This window comes from Actinomycetospora chlora, from assembly GCF_039542135.1.
Lineage (GTDB): Bacteria > Actinomycetota > Actinomycetes > Mycobacteriales > Pseudonocardiaceae > Actinomycetospora > Actinomycetospora chlora.
The window spans coordinates 26536-47886 of record NZ_BAABHO010000049.1 but is presented as its reverse complement, the minus strand read 5'-3'; the positions used below and the strand labels follow the sequence as shown (position 1 = coordinate 47886).

The following is a 21351-nucleotide window of genomic DNA, read 5'->3' as shown; positions in this document are numbered from 1 at the left end:
GTCGTGCAGCGCCCGGCGCACGGTGAGCTCGTCGCGGGCGGCGTGGGTCTCCACCGCCGCCGCGCGCAGGGCGGCGGGGCCCCGCTCGACGGCGGGCGCATCCCGCCGGGCGGCCGCCGCGGCGAGGGCCGGTGCGGCGAGCACCGCGACCGCGAGCCCGGGCAGCAGCGCGCCGGCCAGTGCCGGGCTCGCGAGCGCCGCGAGACCGAGCAGAGCGGGCAGGGCGAGCGCCGCCACGGCCAGCGGCAGGACCCCGCGGACCAGGCCGTCGAGGCGCACGTCGACGTCGTCGACCACCCGCGTGAGCAGGTGCCCGCGCCGGCCCGACACGGCGCCCGGCACGCGATGGGCCAGGGCCGCGACCACCCCGCGGCGCCAGCCCACCACCCGCGCGAGCCCGTCGCCGTGCGCCGCGACCCGCTCGAGGTGGCGCAGCAGCGGCCGGGCGATCGCGAAGGCCCGCACCGCGACCACGGCGATCGAGAGCGTCAGGATCGGCGGCTGCGCGGCCGCCCGGGCGATGAGCCAGGCCGCCGACGCCGTCAGCGCGACGCCGGCCACCGCCGCCCCGGCCCCGAGCCCCACCGCCCCCGCCAGCCCGCGCCGTCGCCGCCCCGGTGTGGGCGCGAGGGACTCCCTCGCACCACCGGGCGCGGCGCCGGCGTGAGGAGCGAGGGCGTCCCTCGCTGTGTCCGGCGGAGCCGAGGAGTCCCTCGCTCCCGAGGGAGGGACCAGGTCGAGGACGCGGTCGGCGGCGGCGCGCAGGGCGGCGCGGTGGGCGACGGCGACCACGAGGGCACCCCGGGCCGCGAGGTCCCGGAGCTCCGCGACGACGGCGCGCTCGGCGTCGGGGTCGAGGTGCGCGGTGGGCTCGTCGAGCAGGACGACGGTGCCGGCCGGGTCGCGGTCGGCGTCGCCCAGCACGCGCGCCAGGGCGAGGCGGCGGCGCTGGCCGGCCGACAGCGAGCGCCCGGCCTCGGCCAGCGGCGTCGCGGGGTCGAGGTCGAGCCCCAGCCGGCGCAGGCGCTCCGGCGACGCGCCGGCCAGGGCCTCGCCGACCGTCGCGGCGTGGGGCAGCTGGGGGTCCTGGCCGAGGACGACGAGGTGCCCGCTCCCCGTCACGGAGCCGCGCGCCGCGGACGCGTCGTCGAGCGTGCCCGCCACCGCCCGCAGCAGCGTCGTCTTGCCCACCCCGGACGGCCCGGCGACGACCACGAGCTCGCCGCCGGCGGCGTCGAAGGCCGGCACGGACGGGGTGGCGTCGGCGCGGTCAGGGTGGCGTACGGCGAGGTCGCCCACCCGGACCCGGGCCGGGCCGGCGGTCCACGCCCGCGCGAGAGCGCCAGGGGCGGGCGCGGCGAGCGCGTCCCGCTCGTCGAGCACCGCCGTGGCGCGGGCGTTGTCGTGGAACCGCGCGCCGGCCTCCCGCAGCGGCCGGTGGGCCTCGCCGGCCAGCAGGATCGCGACGAGCGCCGGCCACAGCGCCACCGTGCCCTCGACCAGCCGCACCCCGGCCCCGACCGCGACGAGCCCGACCGAGAACGTCCCCAGGAGCTCCAGCGCCGTCGACGACAGGAACGCCACCCGCAGCACCCGCACCGACGCCGCGCGGTGCCGCTCGCCGAGCGCCGCGACGGACGCGACGGCCCGGTCCGCCCGCCCGAACAGCCGCAGCGTGGCGAGCCCGGCGACGGTGTCGAGGAAGTGCCCGGCCAGCCGCTCCCCCGCCGCCCACTCCCGCCGCGCCCGCCCCCGCGCGGCCCGCCCGAGCAGCACCGCGAACACCGGCACCAGCGGAAGCGTCACGGCCACGACCAGCGCCGACGTCGGGTCGGCGAGTGCGATGACGACGAGCACCGCCGGCGGGAGCACGACGGCCAGCACCAGCGCCGGCAGCGTCGCGGTGAACCAGCCGCGCAGCGCGTCGACGCCGTGGGCGGCCAGCGGCACGATCCGGGGGTCGTCGTCGTGGGCGAGCCGGTCGAGCAGGCGCTCCCGCTCGCGCTCGACCACCCGCTCGCCGGTCCGGGCGGCGAGCCACGGCTCGAGCCAGGCCAGCAGCGCGCGGGCCACCACGACCGCGGCCAGCACCGCGACGGCGCCGTGCGGCACCTGGCCCGGGCCCGTGACCAGGGCCGTCACGACCGTCGCGGCCGCCAGCGCGACCGCGACCGTCCCCGCGGCCTGGAGCACGCCGACGACCACGAGCCCGGCCACGCCCACCCAGGCGCCCCGGGCCAGGTCCAGCAACCGAGGGTCGACCGGGCCCCTCACGGTGCTCACGACGCCACCCGCTCGCTCGCCACGCGCCGCCGGAACACCCAGTACGAGAACGCCTGGTAGGCCACGACGCCGGGCAGGACGACCACCGCGGCGAGGGTGATCAGCCGCAGCGCCTCCGGGCCCGCGGCGGCCGAGGCGATCGTCAGCGACGCGGCCGGGTCGAGGGTGCTGGGCAGCACCACGGGCAGGTGCGCGGCGAGCACGGCCACCACGCCGCCGGCCACGGCCAGCGACGCCGCGGCGAACGCGAGCACCTCCCGGCGGGCGGCGACGAGCCCGGCCACCACGACCACAGCCGCCAGCCACCAGACCTGCACCACCGCGACGACCGCGGCCACCGGCACCAGCGCAACCAGCGCCGCCGTCCGCGCACGTCCGCGCAGCGGTCCGGTCGTGCGCAGCCCGAGGAACGTCGCGCCCTGCACCAGCGCCACCGCGACGCCGAGCACGGCCCCGAGCAGCGCCGGCCCCGACACCAGCGGCGCCAGCGAGCGCCCGAGCCCCGCGCCCGCGACCTCGCCGTCGGCGCCCAGCGCGAGCCCCGCCGACAGCACCCCGAGCACAGCGCCCCACAGCGCCGCGACCACCAGCGACGCGCCCGCCAGGACGCCGTCGCAGGCCGCGCGCCAGCCGGCCGTGCCGCCCTTGCCGCGGAACTCCAGGGCCACCCCGCGCGCCGCCAGCGCGAGCAGGACCAGCACGAACGGCAGGTAGAGCCCGCTCAGGAGCGCGGCGTACCAGTCCGGGAAGGCCGCGAACGTGACGCCGACCGCGGCGACCAGCCACACCTCGTTGCCGTCCCACACCGGCCCGATCGTGGTGACGCCGGCGGCGCGCTCGTGGTCGTCGCGCCCGAGCGCGGACGCGAGCACGCCGACGCCGAAGTCGAAGCCCTCGAGCACGAAGAACAGCACCCAGCAGGTGACCGCCAGGGCGAACCAGAGGGTCGGGAGGTCCATCGCGGGCTCCTCAGTAGGACGGGACGAGGGGGCGGTCGGGCTCCTCGGCGGGGTCGGGGGCCGGGTCCTCCGCCGCGCGCGTCACCCGCAGCACCAGCCGCACCCAGACGACGGCCAGCGCCCCGTAGACCAGCGCGAACCCGGCGAGCGACGCGACGATCTCGATCGGCGTCAGGCCCGGCGAGACGCCGTCGGCGGTGCGGAAGAGCCCGAAGACGAGCCAGGGCTGGCGAGCCGTCTCGGTGAACAGCCAGCCGAACGTCGCGGCGAGCGCCGGCAGCACCGGGACGGTCCAGAGCAACCGCAGCAGCCACCGGTCGGCGACGTGCGCGCCGTCCAGCGCACGACCCCGCCGCGTCCGCCACAGCACCCAGGCCGCCACGACCGTCGCCAGCACCCCGAAACCGATCATGAAGCGGAAGCTCCAGTAGGCGACGGGGACGACCGGGACGTAGTCCCCCGGCCCGAACTGCGCGACGTACTGCGCCTGCAGGTCGTCGATGCCCTGCACGGTCGCGGTCGGGTCGCCGGTGGCGAGGAACGACAGCAGCCAGGGCACGTCGAGCGAGAAGAACGGCTCCTTCGCCCCCGGCGCCCCGACCGCGAACAGCGAGAACGGCGCCCCCGCCTGCGTGGCGTAGAGGGCCTCGGCCGCCGCCATCTTCATCGGCTGCACCGCGGTCATGACCTTGCCGAGCAGGTCGCCGGTGAGCGCCACCGCGACGCCGCCGGCGAGCGTCGTCCACGCCCCGACGCGGGTGAACAGCCGCCACGCGCCATCCGGGTCGGCCTCCTCGACGGGTCGAGCTCCGCTTCGCTTCGTCTCCCGGCGCGCGCGATACGCCCCCACGGCCAGCAACAGCGCCCCACCGCCCGCGAAGGCGCCGGCGATGGTGTGCGGGAAGGCGGCGAGGACGACCTCGTTGGTGAGCAGGTCGGTGAAGCTGCCCAGCCGGGCGCGGCCGGTGGCCGGGTCGAGCGTGTAGGCCACCGGGTGCTGCATGAACGCGTTCGCGGCGAGGATGACGTAGGCCGAGATGAGCGTGCCGACCGCGACCACCCAGATGGTGGCCAGGTGCAGCGCGGGGCGCAGCCGGTCGCGCCCGAACCACCACAGCCCGAGGAACGTCGCCTCGAGGAAGAACGCGAGCATCCCCTCGACGGCGAGTGTCGGGCCGAAGACGTCGCCGTAGAAGCGGGCGAACGCCGACCAGGAGAGCCCGAACTGGAACTCCTGCACCAGGCCGGTGACCACGCCGACCGCGAACGTGATCATGAGGAGCTTGCCGGCGAGCAGGGTCAGCCGCGGCCACCGGGCGTCGTCCGGGCGCCGGTACGCGAACGTCTGCAGCAGCGCCGTCAGCGTCGCCAGCGAGATCGACAGCGGGACGAACAGGTAGTGGTACACCGTCACGACGGCGAACTGCAGCCGGGACAGCTCCACGGCGGTCATCGTCGACCCTCCTACCTACGACAGCACGTCGTATCTACGACTCAGCGTAGTACGACGGGTTGCGTTGGCAAGGGGATCCCTCGCTAGGATGTGTGACGTGGCCTTGGGTGAGCTGGAGCGCGCGGTCATGGCGCAGCTGTGGGCCGCTCCCGGCCCCCTGACGGTGCGCGAGGTGCACGACCGCCTCGAGCGCGAGCTGGCGTACACCACCGTGATGACGGTGCTGGGACGCCTGGCGAAGAAGGGCGTGGTCCGCCAGGAGCGCGACGGCAAGGCATACCGGTACGCCGCGGCGTCCACGCGGGAGCAGCTCGCGGCCTCGCTGATGCTCGACGCGCTCGGCGACGTCGGCGAGGACCGCACCGCCGCCCTCGTCGCCTTCGTCGACCGCGTGGGCCCCGAGGAGGCCGCCGCCCTGCGCGCGGCCCTCCGGGACGCCCCCGCCCCGGCCGCGAGGCCCCTGCCGGAGGTGCCCGAGCCGCGCGTCGACGGCGAGGACACCGGCCCCGGTTCGTGATCTGACCGCTCCGGCACCAGACTGACGTGCCATGGCCTCGGTGTGGCTGGCCGTGCTGGCGCTCCTGCTGGCCGGCCCCGTCCCCTCGGTGCTCGCGCGCGCCCGCTGGCCCCAGCGCGTTCCCCGGGCGGCCATCGTGCTGTGGCAGGCGATCGCCCTCGCGGCGGTCCTCGCCGCCGTCGGCAGCGCTCTCGCCGCGCCGGAGGAGCTCCTGCGCGCGCTCGGGCCCGAGGACCGCCGCGGGACGCCCATGGTCGTGGCGGTCGTCGTCGCGGCCACCGTCGCCGGGCTGATCGTGCTGCGCCTGCTCGGCGTCCTCGCCCTGCTGGCCGTGCGCACGCGACGGCGGCGGGCCCGCCACCGCGACATGGTCGACCTGCTCGACCGCGCCGAGCGCAGCGCCGCCCTCGGCGGGTTCGGCGCGCGCACGGTGCTGCGCGTGCTCGACGGCGCCGTGCCGTTCGCCTATTGCGTGCCCGGGCGGGCACCGCGGGTGGTGGTCACCGACGGCGCGCTCGACACCCTCGACGACGACGAGCTGCGCGCGGTCCTCGCCCACGAGCAGGCCCACCTCGACGCCCGGCACGACCTGGTCCGCGAGGGCTTCGTGGCCCTCCACCAGGCCTTCCCCGTGCTCGTGCGCAGCCGCCAGGCCCGCGACGCCGTCGGGCTGCTCCTCGAGATGCTCGCCGACGACGCCGGGCGCGCCCGCTGCTCGGACGCCGCGATGGCCGGCGCGCTCGAGGCCTTCGTGGCCGCGGGCGACGCCGAGGTCGCCGCCCGCCTCGAGCGGGTCCGGGCCCACCGCTGCGGCGGGCCGGCCCTGGCCACCGGTACCTACCTCGTGGCCGCCGCGGTCGTCGTGGTCCCGACCGTCGCGGTCGTCATCCCGTGGCTGTCCCAGGCCCTGCCGGCGGCCGGCTTCCTGCGCTGATCCCGCGAATCAGCGGTTACTGGCTGGTATCGCTCGCTGGGCGAGCGATACCAGCCAGTAATCGCCGAGCTCCGGCGAACTAGCCGCGGACCGAGGCGACGAGCTCGTCCGCGGCGGCGAACGGGTCGAGCTCGCCGGCCACGACCCGCTCGGCCAGCCGGTCCGGGGACCCGGCGCCGGCGAGGGCGCGGATGCGGCCGCGCAGCTCGGCCAGGGCGATGGCCTCGATCTCCGCGCGGGCACGCCGGCGTGGTCCCTCGGCCAGCCGGCCGTGCTCGGCGGTCCAGGCGTGGTGGGCGTCGAGGGCGGCCACGAGGTCGTCGATCCCCTGCCCCGACGCGGCGACCGTGCGCACCACCGGCGGGCGCCACGACGGCCCGGTCTCGCGGCGCTGCAGCGACATCGCGTGCTGGAGCTCGCGCACGGTGGCGTCGGCGCCGTCCCGGTCGGCCTTGTTCACGACGAACACGTCGGCGACCTCGAGGATCCCCGCCTTCGCGGCCTGCACCCCGTCCCCCATCCCGGGGGCGAGGAGCACGACCGTCGTGTCGGCCAGGGCGACGACCTCGACCTCCGACTGGCCCACACCCACCGTCTCGACCAGGACGACGTCGCACCCGGCGGCGTCGAGCACGCGCAGCGCCTGCGGCGTCGCGGCGGCGAGGCCCCCGAGGTGGCCCCGCGTCGCCATCGACCGGATGAACACGCCGGGGTCGGTCGCGTGCTCGCCCATCCGCACGCGGTCGCCGAGCAGCGCCCCGCCGGAGAACGGCGAGCTGGGGTCGACGGCGAGCACCCCGACCCGCCGCCCGTCGGCGCGCAGGGCCGTGACCAGCGCGGACGTCGTCGTCGACTTCCCGACCCCGGGCGAGCCGGTGAGCCCGACGACCCGGGCGTGGCCGGTGTACGGCGCGAGCGTCGCGGCGAGCTCGCGCCGGCGCGGGCTGCCGTCCTCCACCAGGGAGATCAGCCGGCCGACCGCGCGCGGCACCCCGGCGCGCGCGTCGGCGACCAGCCGGTCCAGGTCCACGGCGCGGGACGGTACCGATCGCACCAGGTGCTTGATAAATCGAGCGTGCGCTGCGTCACGGAGCGGATACTTCGATTCAGATGGTTACCCTGCCCGCCATGGCTAACGACGACCTGGCCGCGAGCGGGATCACCACGATCGACCACGTGGGGATCGCCGTGCCCGACCTCGACGCCGCCATCACCTGGTACGCGGAGAACCTCGGGCTCGTGGCCACGCATCAGGAGGTCAACGCCGAGCAGGGCGTGCGGGAGGCCATGTTGCACGCCCCCGGCGACGACGCGGGCCCCGCGGTGCAGCTGCTGGCGCCGGTGGACGAGTCGTCGACGATCGCCAAGTTCATCGACCGCAACGGCCCCGGCCTGCAGCAGGTCGCCTACCGGGTGACCGACGTCGAAGCCAGCGCCGCCGCCCTGCGGGAGAAGGGCCTGCGCCTGCTCTACGACGCGCCGCGCCGCGGCACGGCCGGCTCGCGCGTGAACTTCGTGCACCCCAAGGACGCCGGCGGCGTGCTGGTGGAGCTCGTCGAGCCCGCCGACCCCGCCACCGACCACTGATTCGCCCGAACGGACTCGTCACAACCCGGTCCCCCGCGGCCGTTACCCGTCGGTAGCCTCGCTCCGACGCACCAGACCCGGAGGCAGAACGTGCAGGACATCCGCGACGCCATCCTCGCCGACGAGACCGACGCCCTCGCGGGCCTGTCGGTGCCCGACTCGTACCGGGGCATCACCGTCCACGCCGACGAGGCCGACATGTTCGAGGGGATGGCCTCGCGGGAGAAGGACCCGCGCAAGTCGCTGCACCTCGACGACGTGCCCACCCCGGAGGTGGCACCCGGCGAGGCGCTGGTCGCCGTCATGGCCAGCGCCATCAACTACAACACCGTCTGGACCTCGATCTTCGAGCCGGTCTCGACGTTCGGCTTCCTCAAGCGCTACGGCCGCATCTCGCCGCTGGCCAAGCGCCACGACCTGCCCTACCACGTGGTCGGCTCCGACCTCGCCGGCGTCGTGCTCAAGACCGGCGCGGGCGTCCAGATGTGGAAGCCCGGCGACAAGGTCGTCGCACACTGCCTGTCGGTGGAGCTCGAGAGCCCCGACGGCCACGACGACACGATGATGGACCCCGAGCAGCGCATCTGGGGCTTCGAGACCAACTTCGGCGGCCTGGCCGACCTGGCGCTGGTCAAGACCAACCAGCTCATGCCCAAGCCCGACCACCTCACCTGGGAGGAGGCCGCCTCCCCCGGGCTGGTCAACTCCACCGCCTACCGGCAGCTGGTCAGCCACAACGGCGCGAACATGACCCAGGGCGACGTCGTCCTCATCTGGGGCGCCTCGGGCGGCCTGGGCTCGTACGCCACGCAGTTCGCGCTCAACGGTGGCGCCACCCCGGTGTGCGTCGTCTCCTCCCCGGAGAAGGCCGAGATCTGCCGGAAGATGGGCGCCGAGCTGATCATCGACCGCTCCGCCGAGGGCTACCGGTTCTGGTCCGACCCCGAGACCCAGGACCCCCGCGAGTGGAAGCGGTTCGGGCAGAAGATCCGTGAGCTGACCGGCGGCGACGACCCCGACATCGTCTTCGAGCACCCCGGCCGCGAGACCTTCGGCGCGAGCGTCTACGTCGCCAAGCGCGGCGGCACGATCGTCACCTGTGCCTCGACGTCGGGCTTCATGCACCAGTACGACAACCGCTACCTGTGGATGAACCTCAAGCGGATCATCGGCTCGCACTTCGCGAACTACAAGGAGGCCTACCTGGCGAACCGCCTGGTGGCCCAGGGCAAGATCCACCCGACGGTCTCGCGGAGCTACGCGCTCGAGGACACCGGCGAGGCGGCGAACGACGTCCACCACAACACCCACCAGGGCAAGGTCGGCGTGCTGTGCCTCGCGCCCGAGGAGGGTCTCGGCGTCACGGACCCGGAGCTGCGCGAGAAGCACCTCGAGGCGATCAACCGCTTCCGCGGGGTGTGATGACGGACTCGGCACACGACGGCGTGTCGCCCGGGCGGGTGGCCGTGTCGCGGTCACCCGTCCGTGGTTGGTACCCGGCCCCGCCGGTACCGTGACCCGCATGTCGTCGGACGAGCACGAGCTGTTGCCGCTGGGCACCGGCTTCGACGTCGTACGCCGCGGTTACGACCGCGGGCAGGTCGAGGAGCACCTCGACCGCGTCGAGGCCGACCTGCGCATCCTCACGGCGGACCGCGACGCCGCCGTCGCGCAGGCCAGCGAGCTCGCCCGCGCGCTGGACCACCACCGCGCGCACGTCGAGGACCTCCGCGCGCAGGTCGACCGTCTCTCGGCCCCGCCCGACACCATGGAGGGGCTCTCCGAGCGCCTCCAGCGCATGCTGCGGCTGGCGCAGGACGAGACCCGCTCGATGCGCGAGGAGGCGGGCCAGACCGCCCAGCGCATCCGGGAGGACGCGGACGAGTACGCCCGCCGCGTGCGCCGTGAGGCCGACGAGCACGCCCGGCGCACGGGCGCCGAGGCCGACGAGCACGCCCGTGGGACGCTCGCCGACGCCGACGACCGCGCCCGCCGGATGGTCGAGCAGGCCGAGGAGCAGGCGCGCGGCACGCTGGACGAGGCGCGCCGCCAGGCCCGCGAGATCCACGAGAGGGCCGAGGCCGAGGCCGGCGAGGCGCGCACCCGCTACGACGCGGGGCTCGCCGACAACGACCGTCGCCGCCAGGTGATGGAGGACGAGCACCGCAGCCTCATGGACGGCGCGCGCGCCGAGGTCGCCCGCCTGCGTCACGACGCCGAGCAGGAGCGCGAGCGCCTCGACGGCGAGGGGCGCAGCCGCCGCGAGCAGGTCGAGCACGACTTCGCCGTCGCCATGGCGGCCCGCCGCCGTGAGGCCATGCTCGCGCTCGAGGCCGACGAGCAGGCCTCGAAGGAGCGCGCGGAGAAGTACGTGCGCGACGCCGCCGAGGAGGCCCGGCGCCGCCTGCGCGAGGCCGACGCCGAGGTGGCCGAGATGCGCCGCCTGCGCGACCGTGTCGGCCAGCAGCTCACCACCCTGCGCGCGGCCCTGGGCGCCCTGCCCACCGTCGACGCGTTCCCGGACGAGGACGCCGCCGACGGCCGTCCCGTCCTCCCGGAGCCGCCGGCCGGGCACACCAACGGCGCCCACCCGGCCGAGCCGGAGCTGGGTGGCGCCTCCGCGCCCGAGCAGCGCAGCGCGGCGCCCTCGCGCTAGCCCGTCAGGCGCGTCGCGCCCGGCGCCAGCACCCCGTGTGCCAGTGCCGGCGCTCGACGGTGCCCTCGGGCTCGACCCCCGACCAGGTCGAGCTCCGCTCCGCTTCGTCTTCCGCCGGCCAGGCCACCACGTGGGGCGTCCCCGGCGGGATGTCCTGGTGGCAGCCCGGGCAGACGTAGCTCTTCGTGGCGGCGGTGCCGCTGATCGAGCGCACGGTCCAGCCGTCCTCGTCGCGCAGCCAGCCGCCCCGCAGCGCCGGGGGCTCGGCTGCGGGGCGGGCGGGCTGACGACGAGGCCGGCGGGGCACTACTTCTTCTGGTAGTCCCGGAAGCCCTGGCCCGTCTTGCGGCCCAGGCGCCCGGCCGTGACGAGGTGCTCCAGCAGCGGGGCGGGCGCGAAGCCCGGGACCCGGAACTCCATGTACAGCGAGCGCTCGATCGCCAGCGAGACGTCCAGGCCCACGACGTCGAGCAGCGCGAACGGGCCCATCGGCAGGCCGCAGCCGTTCTTCATGGCCGAGTCGATGTCGTCGGCGGTCGCGTAGTTGGCCTCGAGCATCGCGGTCGCGTCGTTGAGGTAGGGGAAGAGCAGGGCGTTGACGATGAAGCCCGCGCGGTCCCCGCAGAGCACCGGGTGCTTGCCGATCGACGCGGTGACGGCCCGCACGGTCGCGGTGACGTCGGGCGCGGTGGTGATCGGGCTGACGATCTCCACCAGCTTCATCACCGACGCCGGGTTGAAGAAGTGCATGCCCACGACATCGTCGGGACGCTGCGTCGCGGCGGCGCACTCGACCACCGGCAGCGACGACGTCGTGGTCGCGAGGATCGCGCCCTGCTTGACGACGTCGTCCAGCGCGCCGAAGACGGCCTGCTTGACCTCGAGGTCCTCGGCGACGGCCTCGACCACGAGGTCGCAGCCGGCGAGGTCGTCGAACGAGGTGGTCGGCCGGACGCGGGCGAGCGTCTCGTCGCGGCCCGACTCGGAGAGCTTGCCCTTGACCACGGCCTTCTCGAGGGACTTGCGGATGCCCGCGACGACGCCCTCGCCCTTGGCCTCGGTGCGCGCGCGGACGACGACGTCGTAGCCGGACTTCGCGAACACCTCGGCGATGCCGGTGGCCATCGTGCCCGTACCGACGACGCCCACGACCTGCACCGGACGGTGGTCACCGCCCTCCTGCCCCGGCGGCGGCGGGGTGAGGTTGTCGGCGACGACCTCGGGCGAGCCCGGCGCGGCGTAGGTGTAGAAGCCGCGCCCGGACTTCCGGCCGAGCAGCCCGGCGGTGATCATCTGCTTGAGGATCGGGGCCGGCGCGTGGCGCTGGTTGCGCGACTGCCGGTACATCGTGTCGAGGATCTCGTAGGCGGTGTCGAGCCCGATGAGGTCCATGAGCGCCAGCGGGCCCATGGGGTAGCCGCAGCCGTAGCGCATCGCGGCGTCGAGGTCCTCGCGCCCGGCGTAGTGGGACTCGAACATCCCGACGGCCTGGTTGAGGTAGGTGAAGAGCAGGTTGTTGGCGATGAAGCCGGCGCGGTCGCCGCACACCACCGGGCTCTTGCCCAGCGACACCGCGAGCTCGGTGACGTCGGAGAGCACCTCGGGGTCGGTGACGACCGTGCGCACGACCTCGACCAGCGCCTGCACCGGCGCGGGGTTGAAGAAGTGCATGCCGACCACCTGGTGCGGGCGCTCGGTGCGCACCGACAGCTCGGTGATCGAGAGCGACGAGGTGTTCGACGCGAAGATCGTCTGCGGCCCGCACACCTTGCTCAGCGCGGCGAACACCTCGGCCTTGAGCTCGAGGCGCTCGGGCACGGCCTCCACGACGAGGTCGACGTCGGCGAGGTCGTCGAGGTTCGTGCTGATCGACACGCGGCCGAGCAGCGCCTCGCGGTCGTCGGCGGCGAGCTTGGAGCGGTCGACGGCCCGCTGGGTCGACGCCTCGAGCGTCTCGCGGCCCTTGTCCGCGGCGGCCTGGTCGACCTCCACCGCGACGACCTCGATGCCGCCCCGGGCGAACACCTCGACGATCCCGGCCCCCATGGTGCCGAGACCGACCACTCCCACCCGGGCGAATTCGCGCGCCACGTGTCAGACCTTCCTGCCGACGACCGCTGTCCGGCGCGATCCTGCCATGCGTGGCGGCGTCTCACCCGGGTCCGGCGGAGGGGTTCGTACCAGCGGGTAACTTGACCGTTCCGGTAGGTGCCGGCACCCGACGGGCCAGGAGCAGCGCCCCCACCACCGCCGCGAGCGCGAACGCCCCGGCCGCGACCCCGAAGCCCGCCGCGATGCCCGCCGGGCCCGCCGTGCGCCCGGGCAGGTCGGGCTCGGCGGCGATCACCACCGCACCGATCACCGCGACGCCGAGCGTGCCGCCCAGCTGGCGGACGGTCTGGACCACCCCGGAGGCCTGGGTGCGCTCGGTGACGCCGACGCGGGCCAGCGCGTCGGTGTTGGTCGGGGACAGCGTGAGCCCGAGCCCGACGCCCACCAGGGCCATCCCGGGCGTCTGGAGGGCGTAGTCGAGGCCCGGCAGCGCCAGCAGCCAGAGGACCGTCCCGGCCGCGCAGAGGACGAGACCGGTGATGACCGGACCGCGGACGCCCGCGCGGTCGAACCAGCGTCCCCCGAGCTGGGCGGCGAGGGTCAGCGGCAGGATCAGCGGCAGGACCGCGAGCCCGGCCTGCATCGGACCGAGGTCGAGCAGCTCCTGAAGGTAGATCGAGCTGTAGAGCACGAGCCCGAGCAGCCCGAACTGCACCAGGCCCATGACGACGGTGTCGCCGGTGAAGGCACGGTCGGTGAACAGCCGGACGTGGATCAGCGGGTCGGCCGCCCGCACCTGGCGCACGACGAACCAGCCCGTGGCCGCGAGACCGCCGACGAGCAGCGCCAGGACCGGCGCGGACGCCGGGCCCGCGGTCCCCGCGAGCTGGATGCCGAACGTCGTGGCGGCGAGGCCCGCCACCACGAGCACCACGTCGAGGGGCCGGACGACGGTCCCGGGGACGCGGGCGGCCGGGACCGGCGCGATCGCGACGAGCACGAGCGTCGTGATCCCGACCGGCACGTTGAGGAAGAACACCGCGCGCCAGGACACGTACTCGGTGAGCAGACCGCCGATGAGCGGCCCGAGCGCGACGAAGATCTGGCTGATGCCGGCGAAGATCGCCATCGCCCGTCCGCGCTCCCCCGGGCCGAACGAGGCGATGACGATCGCGCCCGACACCGGCACCATGAGCGCCGCGCCCGCCCCCTGCAGCGTCCGGCAGGCGATGATCGTCGCCTCGCCGAGGTCGCCCGCCGGGGAGAGCCCGCAGCCCACCGAGGCGAGGAAGAACAGGGTCACCCCGGACCGGAAGGCGCGCCGTGGCCCGAGGAGGTCGGCGGCCTTGCCCCCGAGGGCGACCAGGGCCGCGAGGGCCAGCACGTAGGCGTTGACCATCCACTGCTGCCCGGCGGGGTCCAGCGACAGGTCGCGCCCCATCGTCGGGAGGGCGACCGACACGACCGTCTGGTCGAGCATGATCATCGACAGGGAGCCGGTCATGGCGACCAGGACGAGCCACCGCTTCGGTGAGGACTCCGGTGCGGGGGTGCTCACTTGTCGCGCCCGCGCAGCTTCCAGCCCACCATCGCGGCGGCGGCCGGCAGCAGCGCGAGGCCGTGGGGCATCCCGGCGACCGGCTCCGGGTCGGTCCGCGCCGGCGCCGCCCACGGGCGGGCGTCGTCGCCGCGGGCGGGCCGCAGCCCGAGCTCGGCCAGCAGGTTCACCGCCATCATGCCGGTGAACACCGGATTCGGGCTCGGGCCGTCGCCGAGCTCCGCGAGCCGGTGGGTGATCGCGTCGGTGAACGCCGTCGGGTCGACCTCCGCGTGCCCGGCGGTGAGCTCGACGGCCGCCCCCTGCAGGGCCAGGCCCTGCTCGACGAGTTCGTCGAGGTGGGCGACGGCGTCGGCGCCCCGGCGCACCGTGGCGTCGTGGGCCTGGGTCACCGTCGTCACCGCCCCCTCGGCGGCCGCGGTGGCGACCGCCCCGAGCACCGTCGCCAGCTTGAGCTGGTCGGCGTCCGGCATCGCCCCGCACCCCCCGTTGGGCTCGTCGCCGAGGTGCAGGAGCCCGGTCTCGGCCAGGTGGACCACGACGTGGCCGGCGGTGTGCCCCTGGCTGCGCAGGACCCGGACCGCGCCCCCGGCGAAGGACCACCCGGTCATCCGGACCGAGCCGAGGGTGAGGCGCTCGAGCGGGCGCTCCTCGTAGGTGCGGGTGGTGTCGCCGAAGGGGTGCAGGGGCTGGAACATCGAGACGATCTTCGCCGCCGACAGCGCCGGCGGGGCCGGGAGCGCGGTCACCCCGGCGATCCGGGCGAACGCGTGCTCCCAGTACGGGACGGGGTGGGCCATCTGCTCGACGTCGCGCGCCGGGATCCAGTGCTCGGCGGGCGCGCCGCGCTCGGCCGCGAGCTCGTCGACGAGGTCGTTGTTGCCGACGTGGTCGGTGTGACCGTGGGTGGTGAGCAGGAGCAGCCGTGACCAGGGCCCGACGCGGTCGGCCGCCGCGCGCAGGGCGGCGCGGAACGCCTCGGTCACGCCGGTGTCGACGAGGACGAGCGTGTCGCCGGCGCGGTGCACGAGCGCGTTGCCCACGTCCGGCCGGTCGTGCGCGACGTCCAGCTCCTGGCCGAGCACGAGGACCGTGCGGTCGTCGATCACCTGGACGTCGCCGAGCGTCATGGGGTCCTCTCGCGGGACGGGATGTTGTGGTTGATGCGGAAGACGTTGTCCGGGTCCCAGGCGGTCTTGATCGCGACGAGTCGCTGCCAGGTGGCCTCGTCGTAGGCCGAGCGCACGTCGGCGGGGGTGACGTGGGCCCCGGCCAGGAAGTTCACCAGCGCCCCGCCGTCGGTCCAGGGGCCCAGGTCGTCGAGCAGGGCCTGCTCGGCGGCGGTGTCGGCCGGCGTCGGCCCGTCAGGGTGGGGGTAGGCGGTGGTGTAGACGGTCCAGGCGCCGTCGCGGTGCCCGACGGCGTTGGGCACCGCGGGCTCGCGGGCCAGCGCGCCGCCCATCTGCCGCACCTCGACCAGGAACGACGTGGACGGGCCCGCGTGGCGCAGGATCGCCGCGACGGTGCCGGGGTCGGCGCGGTGCAGCACCAGCGAGCGGCTGTTGGTGGCGACCGGCGTGGTGGGGTCGGCGTGGATCGTGCCGACGTCGGTGACCGGCATCGTGCGCACCGTGTCCGCCAGCGGGGTCGCGGCCCGCCGGATCGGCGCGATGACCTCCTCGCAGCGGGCCGGGTCGCCGGTCGAGCTGACCCGCACGTGGCAGCACCAGCGGCCCCGCAGCGGCGGCGGCACGGCCGCCACGTCGGGGAAGGTCATGAGGATCGCCGAGAGGCTGACGTCGTCGGGCGCCCCGCCACCCGCCTCGAGCAGGGCACCGAGCACCGCGGCGGCCTCCTCGCCGGGGAAGAACAGCCCACCGCCGTAGAGCTCGCGCAGCGCGACCAGCTCGAACTGCATGCCGGTGACGACCCCGACGTTGCCGCCGCCGCCGCGCAACGCCCAGAACAGGTCCGGGTGCTCGTCGGCGGTCACCCGACGCGGCTCCCCGTCGGCGGTGACGACGTCGAGACGGCGCACGTGGTCGGCCGAGAAGCCCCAGCGGCGCCCGAGCACCCCGAGCCCGCCGCCCAGGGTGTACGAGACGGCCCCGACCGCGGGGGCCGAGCCCGCCAGCGGCGCCAGCCCGAACGGGGCCGCCTCGTGCAGCACGCGCGACCACACGGCCCCGGCCTCCACCCAGGCCGTCCCGTCCGCCGGGTCCACCCGCACGCCGGCCGCCCGACGGGTGGTGATCAGCAGGGCGTCGTCGGCCGGGACGGTGATGCCGTGGCCGGTGGCCTGCACCCCGACCGGGAGCCCCGCCCCGATCGCGTGGCGCACGGCCGCGATGACGTCGGCCGCCCCCGTCGCGCCGACCACGAGCGCGGGGTGCTGGCCGACCGCCAGGTCGAACCCGGCCAGCTCGGCGTCGTAGCCGTCGTCACCGGGGCGGAACACCGGACCGGCGACCCGGTCGCGGAGATCCTCGGGCACACGACGCAGCCTGACCGACGCACGGCGCCGGCGGTAGATCGTCTCCCGTGAGCGTGCGGGTGCGGAGCGTCAGCGGCGGCCGTAGAGGACGCTGACGAGCCGCGCCAGGACCGTCACGACCCAGCCCGGCCGGTCGAACGTCATGACGTTGACACTGCGGAAGCGGCGCTCGGAGATCGCGAGCGGGCGGGTGAACTCGCGCAGCCCGTCGACCCCGTGGATGCGCCCGAAGCCGGAGTCCCCGACGCCGCCGAAGGGCAGCGACGGGATGCCGGCGAACGCGATGACGCCGTTGACCGACACCATCCCGACGCGCAGCCGGCGGGCGACCTCGTGGCCGCGGGCCTTGCCGAACACCGAGGCACCCAGCCCGTAGCGCGAGGCGTTGGCGCGGTCGACGGCCTCGTCGATGTCGCGGACGCGGTTGACCACGACGGTCGGGCCGAACGTCTCGTCGGTGACCGCGGTCGAGTCCTCGGGCACGTCGGCGAGCACGACCGGGTCGACGTAGGGCGCGCGCACGGAGTCGCGCCCGCCGACGACGGCCCGGCCCCCGCGGGAGAGGGCGTCGTCGATCTGGCCGGAGATGATCCCGAGCTGGGAGGGCATGGTGATCGGCCCGTACTGGGAGTCGGCGGCCCCGCCCGGCGTGACGTTCGCGGCGCGGCGGGCGACGCGGTCCAGCAGGTCCTCGGCGACCTCGTCGACGACGTAGACGCGCTCGACACCGACGCAGGTCTGGCCGGCGTTGGACATCGCGCCCCACACCACCGCGGCGGCCGCGTCGTCGAGGTCGGCGTCGGCGTCCACGAGCAGGGCGTCCTTGCCGCCGCACTCGACGAGCACGGGCGTCAGGCGCTCGGCGCAGGTGGCCATGACCTTCTTGGCCGTCGCCGTCGACCCGGTGAACGCGACCTTGTCCACCCCGGCGCGGCACAGCGCGGCGCCCGTCTCGCCCTCACCGGTGACGAGCTGGAACACGGCGTCCTCGCCGACGGCCTCGGCGAAGCTGTCGACCAGCCACTTCCCGACGCCCGGGGTGAGCTCGCTGGGCTTGAACACCACGGTGTTGCCCGCCGCGAGGGCGTAGGCGATCGAGCCCATCGGCGTGAACACCGGGTAGTTCCAGGGGCCGAGCACGCCGACCACGCCCACCGGCGGGTACTCGACGGTGGCCTTGTGGTTGATCATCAGCAGGCCGGCCGCGGCGTTGCGCGGACCGAGCACCTGCGCCGCGTGCTTGCCGGCCCAGTGCAGGTGGTCGAGCGCGAGGATGCCCTCGATGCGCGCGTCGTCCATCGGCTTGCCGGTCTCGCGGCTCACCACGGCGGCGAGCTCGTCGCGGTGGCGGTCGATGTACTGGCGCCACGCCGCGAGCCGGTGCTCGCGGCCCTTGAAGCCCAGGTCGGTCCACCAGCGCGCCGCCCGCCGCGCCCGGGCCACGGTCTCCTCGACCTGCGCCGGCGTGTGCCGGGGGTAGGAGGCGATGACCTCGCCCGTCCGGGGGTCGAGCGAGTCGAACGCGTCCGTGCCGTCGCCGTCGCTCGTCGCGGGCACCGACACCGCGTCGCGGGTGCTCGTCATGGGCCGAATCTACGCACCGGTAGCCGTCAGGCGCGACTGCCTCTTCTGTGTCATGTGTCCTCCACCGCGCCGCGGATCCGGTCGGCCGTGTGGTCGAGTCGGGTGCGCCCCGGGCGGGTCCAGGCCGCGAGCAGGCGCAGGCCGTCGCCGCGGCGGCGCGGGATGACGTGCAGGTGGACGTGCCACACCGTCTGCCAGGCGACCGCCCCGTCGGCGAGCAGCAGGTTCACGCCCTCGGCGAGGCCCGCGACGCGCAGGCCCGCGGCGACGCGGCGGGCGAGCGCCCACACGGCGGCACCGTCGACGTCGTCGAGGTCGGCGAGGTGGGCCGCGTGGTGGCGGGGCACGACGAGGACGTGGCCCGGGGTCACCGGCTGGAGGTCGAGGAACGCCAGCGCGCCCGGGCTCTCGGCCACGACGCTGGCCTCGCCCCGGCCCTCGACGATGCGGCAGAACACGCACTCGCCGTCGACCTCGGCCGGTAGGCGTTCCCGGACGCGACCCAGGCGCCGGGCGAGGGCCCGGGACAGGCGCCCACCCACTCAGAACAACCGGAACTCGTCGACCTCGGCGCCGCGCAGGGCGTCGTAGTCGAGCGTGACGCAGCGGATGCCGCGGTCGGTGGCGAGCGTGCGGGCCTGCGGCTTGATCTGCTGCGCGGCGAAGATGCCCGCCACCGGCGCGAGCAGCGGGTCGCGGTTGAGCAGCTCGAGGTAGCGGGTCAGCTGCTCGACGCCGTCGATCTCGCCGCGGCGCTTGATCTCGACGGCCACCGAGGCGCCCGCGGCGTCGCGGCAGAGGAGGTCGACCGGGCCGATGGCTGTCGGGTACTCGCGCCGCACCAGCGTCCAGCCGTCCCCCAGCGTCGTGACGTGGGCGGCGAGCAGCTCCTGCAGGTGCGCCTCGACACCGTCCTTGACCAGCCCCGGGTCGACGCCCAGCTCGTGGCTGGAGTCGTGCTGGATCTCCTCGAGGGTGATCGTCAGCGTCTCGTCGGCCTTGTTGCGCACCGTCCACACGCCGGGCGCCTCGGTGAGCCAGCACGGCGGGCTCATCCAGTTCAGCGGCTTGTAGGCGCGGTCGTCGGCGTGGACGCTCACCGACCCGTCGGCCTTGACCAGCAGGAGCCGCAGGGCGCTCGGCAGGTGGGCGGTCAGGCGGCCGTCGTAGTCGACCGTGCACCGGGCGATGACGAGACGCACGCCGCCGAGCGTAGGAGGGCAGGATGCGCCGCCGTGGAGCACCCCGTGACGACGACCAGCCGCGAGATCTACACGAACCCGTGGATGTCGCTCCGCGAGGACACCTTCCGCCGTCCGGACGGGTCGGACGGGGTGTACGGGGTGATCGACAAGCCCGACTACGCGCTGGTCATCGCCCTCGAGGCCGACCGCCTGGGCATGGTGGAGCAGTACCGCTACCCGATCGGGCTGCGGCGCTGGGAGTTCGTGCAGGGCACCGCCCCCGACCGCGCGGAGATGCCCGCCGGGGAGCTCGCGGCGCGGGAGCTCCGCGAGGAGACCGGCCTGACCGCGGCGACGTGGACCTACCTCGGCCTGCTCGACGTCGCCCCCGGCGTGTCCTCCCAGCGCGGCCGCGCCTACCTGGCGACCGACCTCACCGCCGGCGCCCCGGACCGCGAGGACACCGAGGCCGACATGCGCTTCGCCTGGGTCCCGCGCGCCGAGTTCGAGGACCGCGTCCGCGCCGGCGACATCACCGACGCCCAGACCCTCGCCGCCTACGCGCTGCTGATGCTCCGGTCGCCGTAGCCGGGCACGCGACGGGTATGGACGGGGTGGGCGCGGGCACAGTGGGGGCATGTCGTTGGTGCGCCTCGGTCCCGTGTCGGTCCCCACGCCGAACGAGGTGCTGGGCTGGGTGGGCGAGGTCGTCGACGTCGGCGCGCGCCTGCCCGGCCGGGTCGACGCCCTGCTCGACGAGGTGACGCGCCTGGTCGGCGTGCTCGGCGCGCTGGCCGAGCGCGTCGACGGCCTGGTCGACCGCGCCGACACGATCGTCGGGCGGGTCGACGGCGTCATGACGCGGGTGGACGGGGTCATCGTCGAGGCCGGCCGGATCACCGAGGGCGCGAACGACGTCGTCGGGTCGGCGCGCTCGATCACCTCGGGCGCGGAGGAGGTCGTCGGGAGCGCCCGGAAGATCACGGCGGGTGCCGACGAGGTCGTCTCCTCGGCCCGCGGCATCACCTCCGGCGCGTCCGAGGTGGTGGAGTCCGCCCGCGGCATCACCTCCGGGGCCGCCGAGGTGGTCGACTCCGCCCGCGGCATCACCTCCGGGGCCGACGAGGTCGTCACGTCCGCGCGCAGCATCACCTCCGGCGCGTCCGAGGTCGTCGACTCGGCCCGCACGATCACGTCGGGCGCCGAGGGCGTCGTGGGCGACGCGCGCGACATCACCGCCGGCGCGCGGGAGATCGTCGAGGGAGCGGGGACCACGAGCCGTTCGGCGCAGGAGCTCCTCGACACCTACCGCCCGATGCTCGAGCGCGCCGCGCCCCTGGCCGGCAAGTTCGTCGACGAGCTCAGCCCGGAGGAGGTCGACGCGGCCATCAAACTCGTGGACCAGATGCCGCAGTTCACCGAGCACATGGTCACCGACATCATGCCGATCCTCGCGACGCTCGACCGCGTCGGACCGGACCTCCACGAGCTCCTCGACGTCACCAAGGACCTCCGCCAGGCGATCGACGGCATCCCCGGCTTCTCGTTCCTCAAGCGCCGCGGCGCCCGCGACGACGACGAGGACTGACCTCAGCCACCCACGATCACCGCCTGCGTCTGGGTGGTCCGGGCGACGAGGCGGCCCCGGTCGTCGGTGACGTCGGTCTGGACGACGATCTGGGTCCGCCCGGCGTGCACCGGCCGGGCGGTCGCCCGCACGTCGGACCCCGCCACCGCGCGCAGCAGGTGGGTGCCCGACTGCGTCGTGGCCGTGCGGGCCCCCTCGGGCAGGGCGAGGAACGCGCAGACGGCGCCGGCGGTGTCGGCCAGCGTCATCAGCGCCCCGCCGTGCAGCAGCCCGCCGGCGGTGGTGTGCGCGTCCGACCAGGGCAGCACGGCGACGGTCTCGTCCGGGCCGGCGGTCTCGAGACGGATACCGAGGCCGGCGGCGAAGGGCATGGCGGCGATGAGGTCGTCGGGGGTCACGCACAGCAGCGTCGGGCCGCGGCGTGCTGATCGTCCATGACCCACGAGGTCATCGACCCGGCTACCGCGCCGCGGTCAGGGTTCTCCCCGTCAGCCACGACGAA

Annotated in this window: 20 protein-coding genes; 7 read left to right on the top strand and 13 right to left on the bottom strand. The window is 75.3% G+C overall.

The genetic code is table 11. From position 1 onward, the window contains the following. The 3 genes from ABD994_RS24440 to ABD994_RS24430 form a co-directional block, all read right to left on the bottom strand. A partial coding sequence (locus tag ABD994_RS24440; protein ID WP_345421612.1) for an ABC transporter transmembrane domain-containing protein occupies positions 1-2283 on the bottom strand: 2283 nt, incomplete at its 3' end. Next, positions 2280-3242 carry a cytochrome d ubiquinol oxidase subunit II gene (cydB, locus tag ABD994_RS24435; protein ID WP_345421610.1) on the bottom strand — a complete coding sequence of 321 codons (963 nt, stop codon included), beginning with the start codon at positions 3240-3242 and terminating at the stop codon, positions 2280-2282. The genes ABD994_RS24440 and cydB, both read right to left, overlap by 4 nt. Before the next feature lie 10 nt (positions 3243-3252). Beyond that, complete coding sequence (locus tag ABD994_RS24430; RefSeq protein WP_345421607.1) at positions 3253-4695, bottom strand: cytochrome ubiquinol oxidase subunit I; 1443 nt, start codon at positions 4693-4695, stop codon at positions 3253-3255. Positions 4696-4783: 88 nt separating this feature from the next. On the opposite strand from ABD994_RS24430, the gene ABD994_RS24425 reads away from it, so the two are divergent. Beyond that, positions 4784-5212 (top strand): BlaI/MecI/CopY family transcriptional regulator, encoded by a 429-nt coding sequence (locus tag ABD994_RS24425; protein WP_345421604.1) that lies wholly within the window; start codon positions 4784-4786, stop codon positions 5210-5212. 31 nt (positions 5213-5243) lie between these two features. Then, a complete protein-coding gene (locus tag ABD994_RS24420; protein WP_345421601.1) occupies positions 5244-6146 on the top strand; it encodes a M56 family metallopeptidase in 903 nt (300 codons plus the stop codon). Positions 6147-6225: 79 nt separating this feature from the next. On the opposite strand, the gene meaB is transcribed toward ABD994_RS24420, so the two are convergent. Further along, a complete protein-coding gene (gene meaB / locus ABD994_RS24415; RefSeq protein ID WP_345421598.1) occupies positions 6226-7176 on the bottom strand; it encodes a methylmalonyl Co-A mutase-associated GTPase MeaB in 951 nt (316 codons plus the stop codon). Between the two features lie 98 nt (positions 7177-7274). Here meaB and mce point away from each other — a divergent pair, with 98 nt between their 5' ends. The 3 genes from mce (at position 7275) to ABD994_RS24400 (ending at position 10389) form a co-directional block, all read left to right on the top strand. Beyond that, a complete protein-coding gene (gene mce / locus ABD994_RS24410) occupies positions 7275-7733 on the top strand; it encodes a methylmalonyl-CoA epimerase (RefSeq protein WP_345421595.1) in 459 nt (152 codons plus the stop codon). 90 nt (positions 7734-7823) lie between these two features. Further along, the gene (gene ccrA / locus ABD994_RS24405) at positions 7824-9155 is read left to right on the top strand and encodes a crotonyl-CoA carboxylase/reductase (RefSeq protein ID WP_345421592.1); all 1332 of its coding nucleotides are present in this window, start codon (positions 7824-7826) and stop codon (positions 9153-9155) included. A gap of 100 nt (positions 9156-9255) precedes the next feature. After that, the gene (locus ABD994_RS24400; protein ID WP_345421589.1) at positions 9256-10389 is read left to right on the top strand and encodes a DivIVA domain-containing protein; all 1134 of its coding nucleotides are present in this window, start codon (positions 9256-9258) and stop codon (positions 10387-10389) included. Positions 10390-10393: 4 nt separating this feature from the next. Here ABD994_RS24400 and ABD994_RS24395 read toward each other — a convergent pair whose 3' ends face one another. The 8 genes from ABD994_RS24395 to nucS form a co-directional block, all read right to left on the bottom strand. Continuing rightward, entirely contained in the window at positions 10394-10696 is a 303-nt protein-coding gene (locus ABD994_RS24395) for a hypothetical protein (protein ID WP_425550118.1), read from the bottom strand. Continuing rightward, entirely contained in the window at positions 10696-12480 is a 1785-nt protein-coding gene (locus ABD994_RS24390) for a 3-hydroxyacyl-CoA dehydrogenase family protein (RefSeq protein WP_345421585.1), read from the bottom strand. Before ABD994_RS24390 ends, ABD994_RS24395 begins: the two co-directional genes overlap by 1 nt. Before the next feature lie 61 nt (positions 12481-12541). Next, positions 12542-13999: an MFS transporter gene (locus ABD994_RS24385; protein ID WP_345421582.1), complete on the bottom strand. Its 1458-nt coding sequence runs from the start codon at positions 13997-13999 to the stop codon at positions 12542-12544. Beyond that, on the bottom strand, positions 13996-15129 hold the full coding sequence (locus ABD994_RS24380; RefSeq protein ID WP_345421579.1) for an MBL fold metallo-hydrolase: 1134 nt from the start codon (positions 15127-15129) through the stop codon (positions 13996-13998). The genes ABD994_RS24385 and ABD994_RS24380 overlap by 4 nt, the downstream gene beginning before the upstream one ends. Next, positions 15126-16493 carry an FAD-binding oxidoreductase gene (locus ABD994_RS24375; protein WP_345421576.1) on the bottom strand — a complete coding sequence of 456 codons (1368 nt, stop codon included), beginning with the start codon at positions 16491-16493 and terminating at the stop codon, positions 15126-15128. Before ABD994_RS24375 ends, ABD994_RS24380 begins: the two co-directional genes overlap by 4 nt. A gap of 69 nt (positions 16494-16562) precedes the next feature. Then, positions 16563-18077 (bottom strand): aldehyde dehydrogenase family protein, encoded by a 1515-nt coding sequence (locus ABD994_RS24370; RefSeq protein WP_345421573.1) that lies wholly within the window; start codon positions 18075-18077, stop codon positions 16563-16565. 50 nt (positions 18078-18127) lie between these two features. Then, entirely contained in the window at positions 18128-18619 is a 492-nt protein-coding gene (locus tag ABD994_RS24365) for an HIT family protein (protein ID WP_345421570.1), read from the bottom strand. Next, positions 18620-19279, bottom strand: coding sequence for an endonuclease NucS (gene nucS, locus ABD994_RS24360; protein WP_345421567.1), 660 nt, complete (start codon positions 19277-19279; stop codon positions 18620-18622). Between the two features lie 84 nt (positions 19280-19363). Here nucS and ABD994_RS24355 point away from each other — a divergent pair, with 84 nt between their 5' ends. Together ABD994_RS24355 and ABD994_RS24350 are read left to right on the top strand one after the other, a co-directional pair. After that, positions 19364-19849 (top strand): NUDIX domain-containing protein, encoded by a 486-nt coding sequence (locus tag ABD994_RS24355; protein ID WP_345421618.1) that lies wholly within the window; start codon positions 19364-19366, stop codon positions 19847-19849. 49 nt (positions 19850-19898) lie between these two features. Further along, on the top strand, positions 19899-20849 hold the full coding sequence (locus ABD994_RS24350; RefSeq protein WP_345421564.1) for a methyl-accepting chemotaxis protein: 951 nt from the start codon (positions 19899-19901) through the stop codon (positions 20847-20849). Positions 20850-20851: 2 nt separating this feature from the next. Here the strand turns inward: ABD994_RS24350 and ABD994_RS24345 are convergent, their stop codons facing one another. Further along, positions 20852-21247, bottom strand: a complete 396-nt coding sequence (locus tag ABD994_RS24345; RefSeq protein WP_345421561.1) for a PaaI family thioesterase — start codon at positions 21245-21247, stop codon at positions 20852-20854. Between the last annotated feature and the right edge of the window lie 104 nt (positions 21248-21351).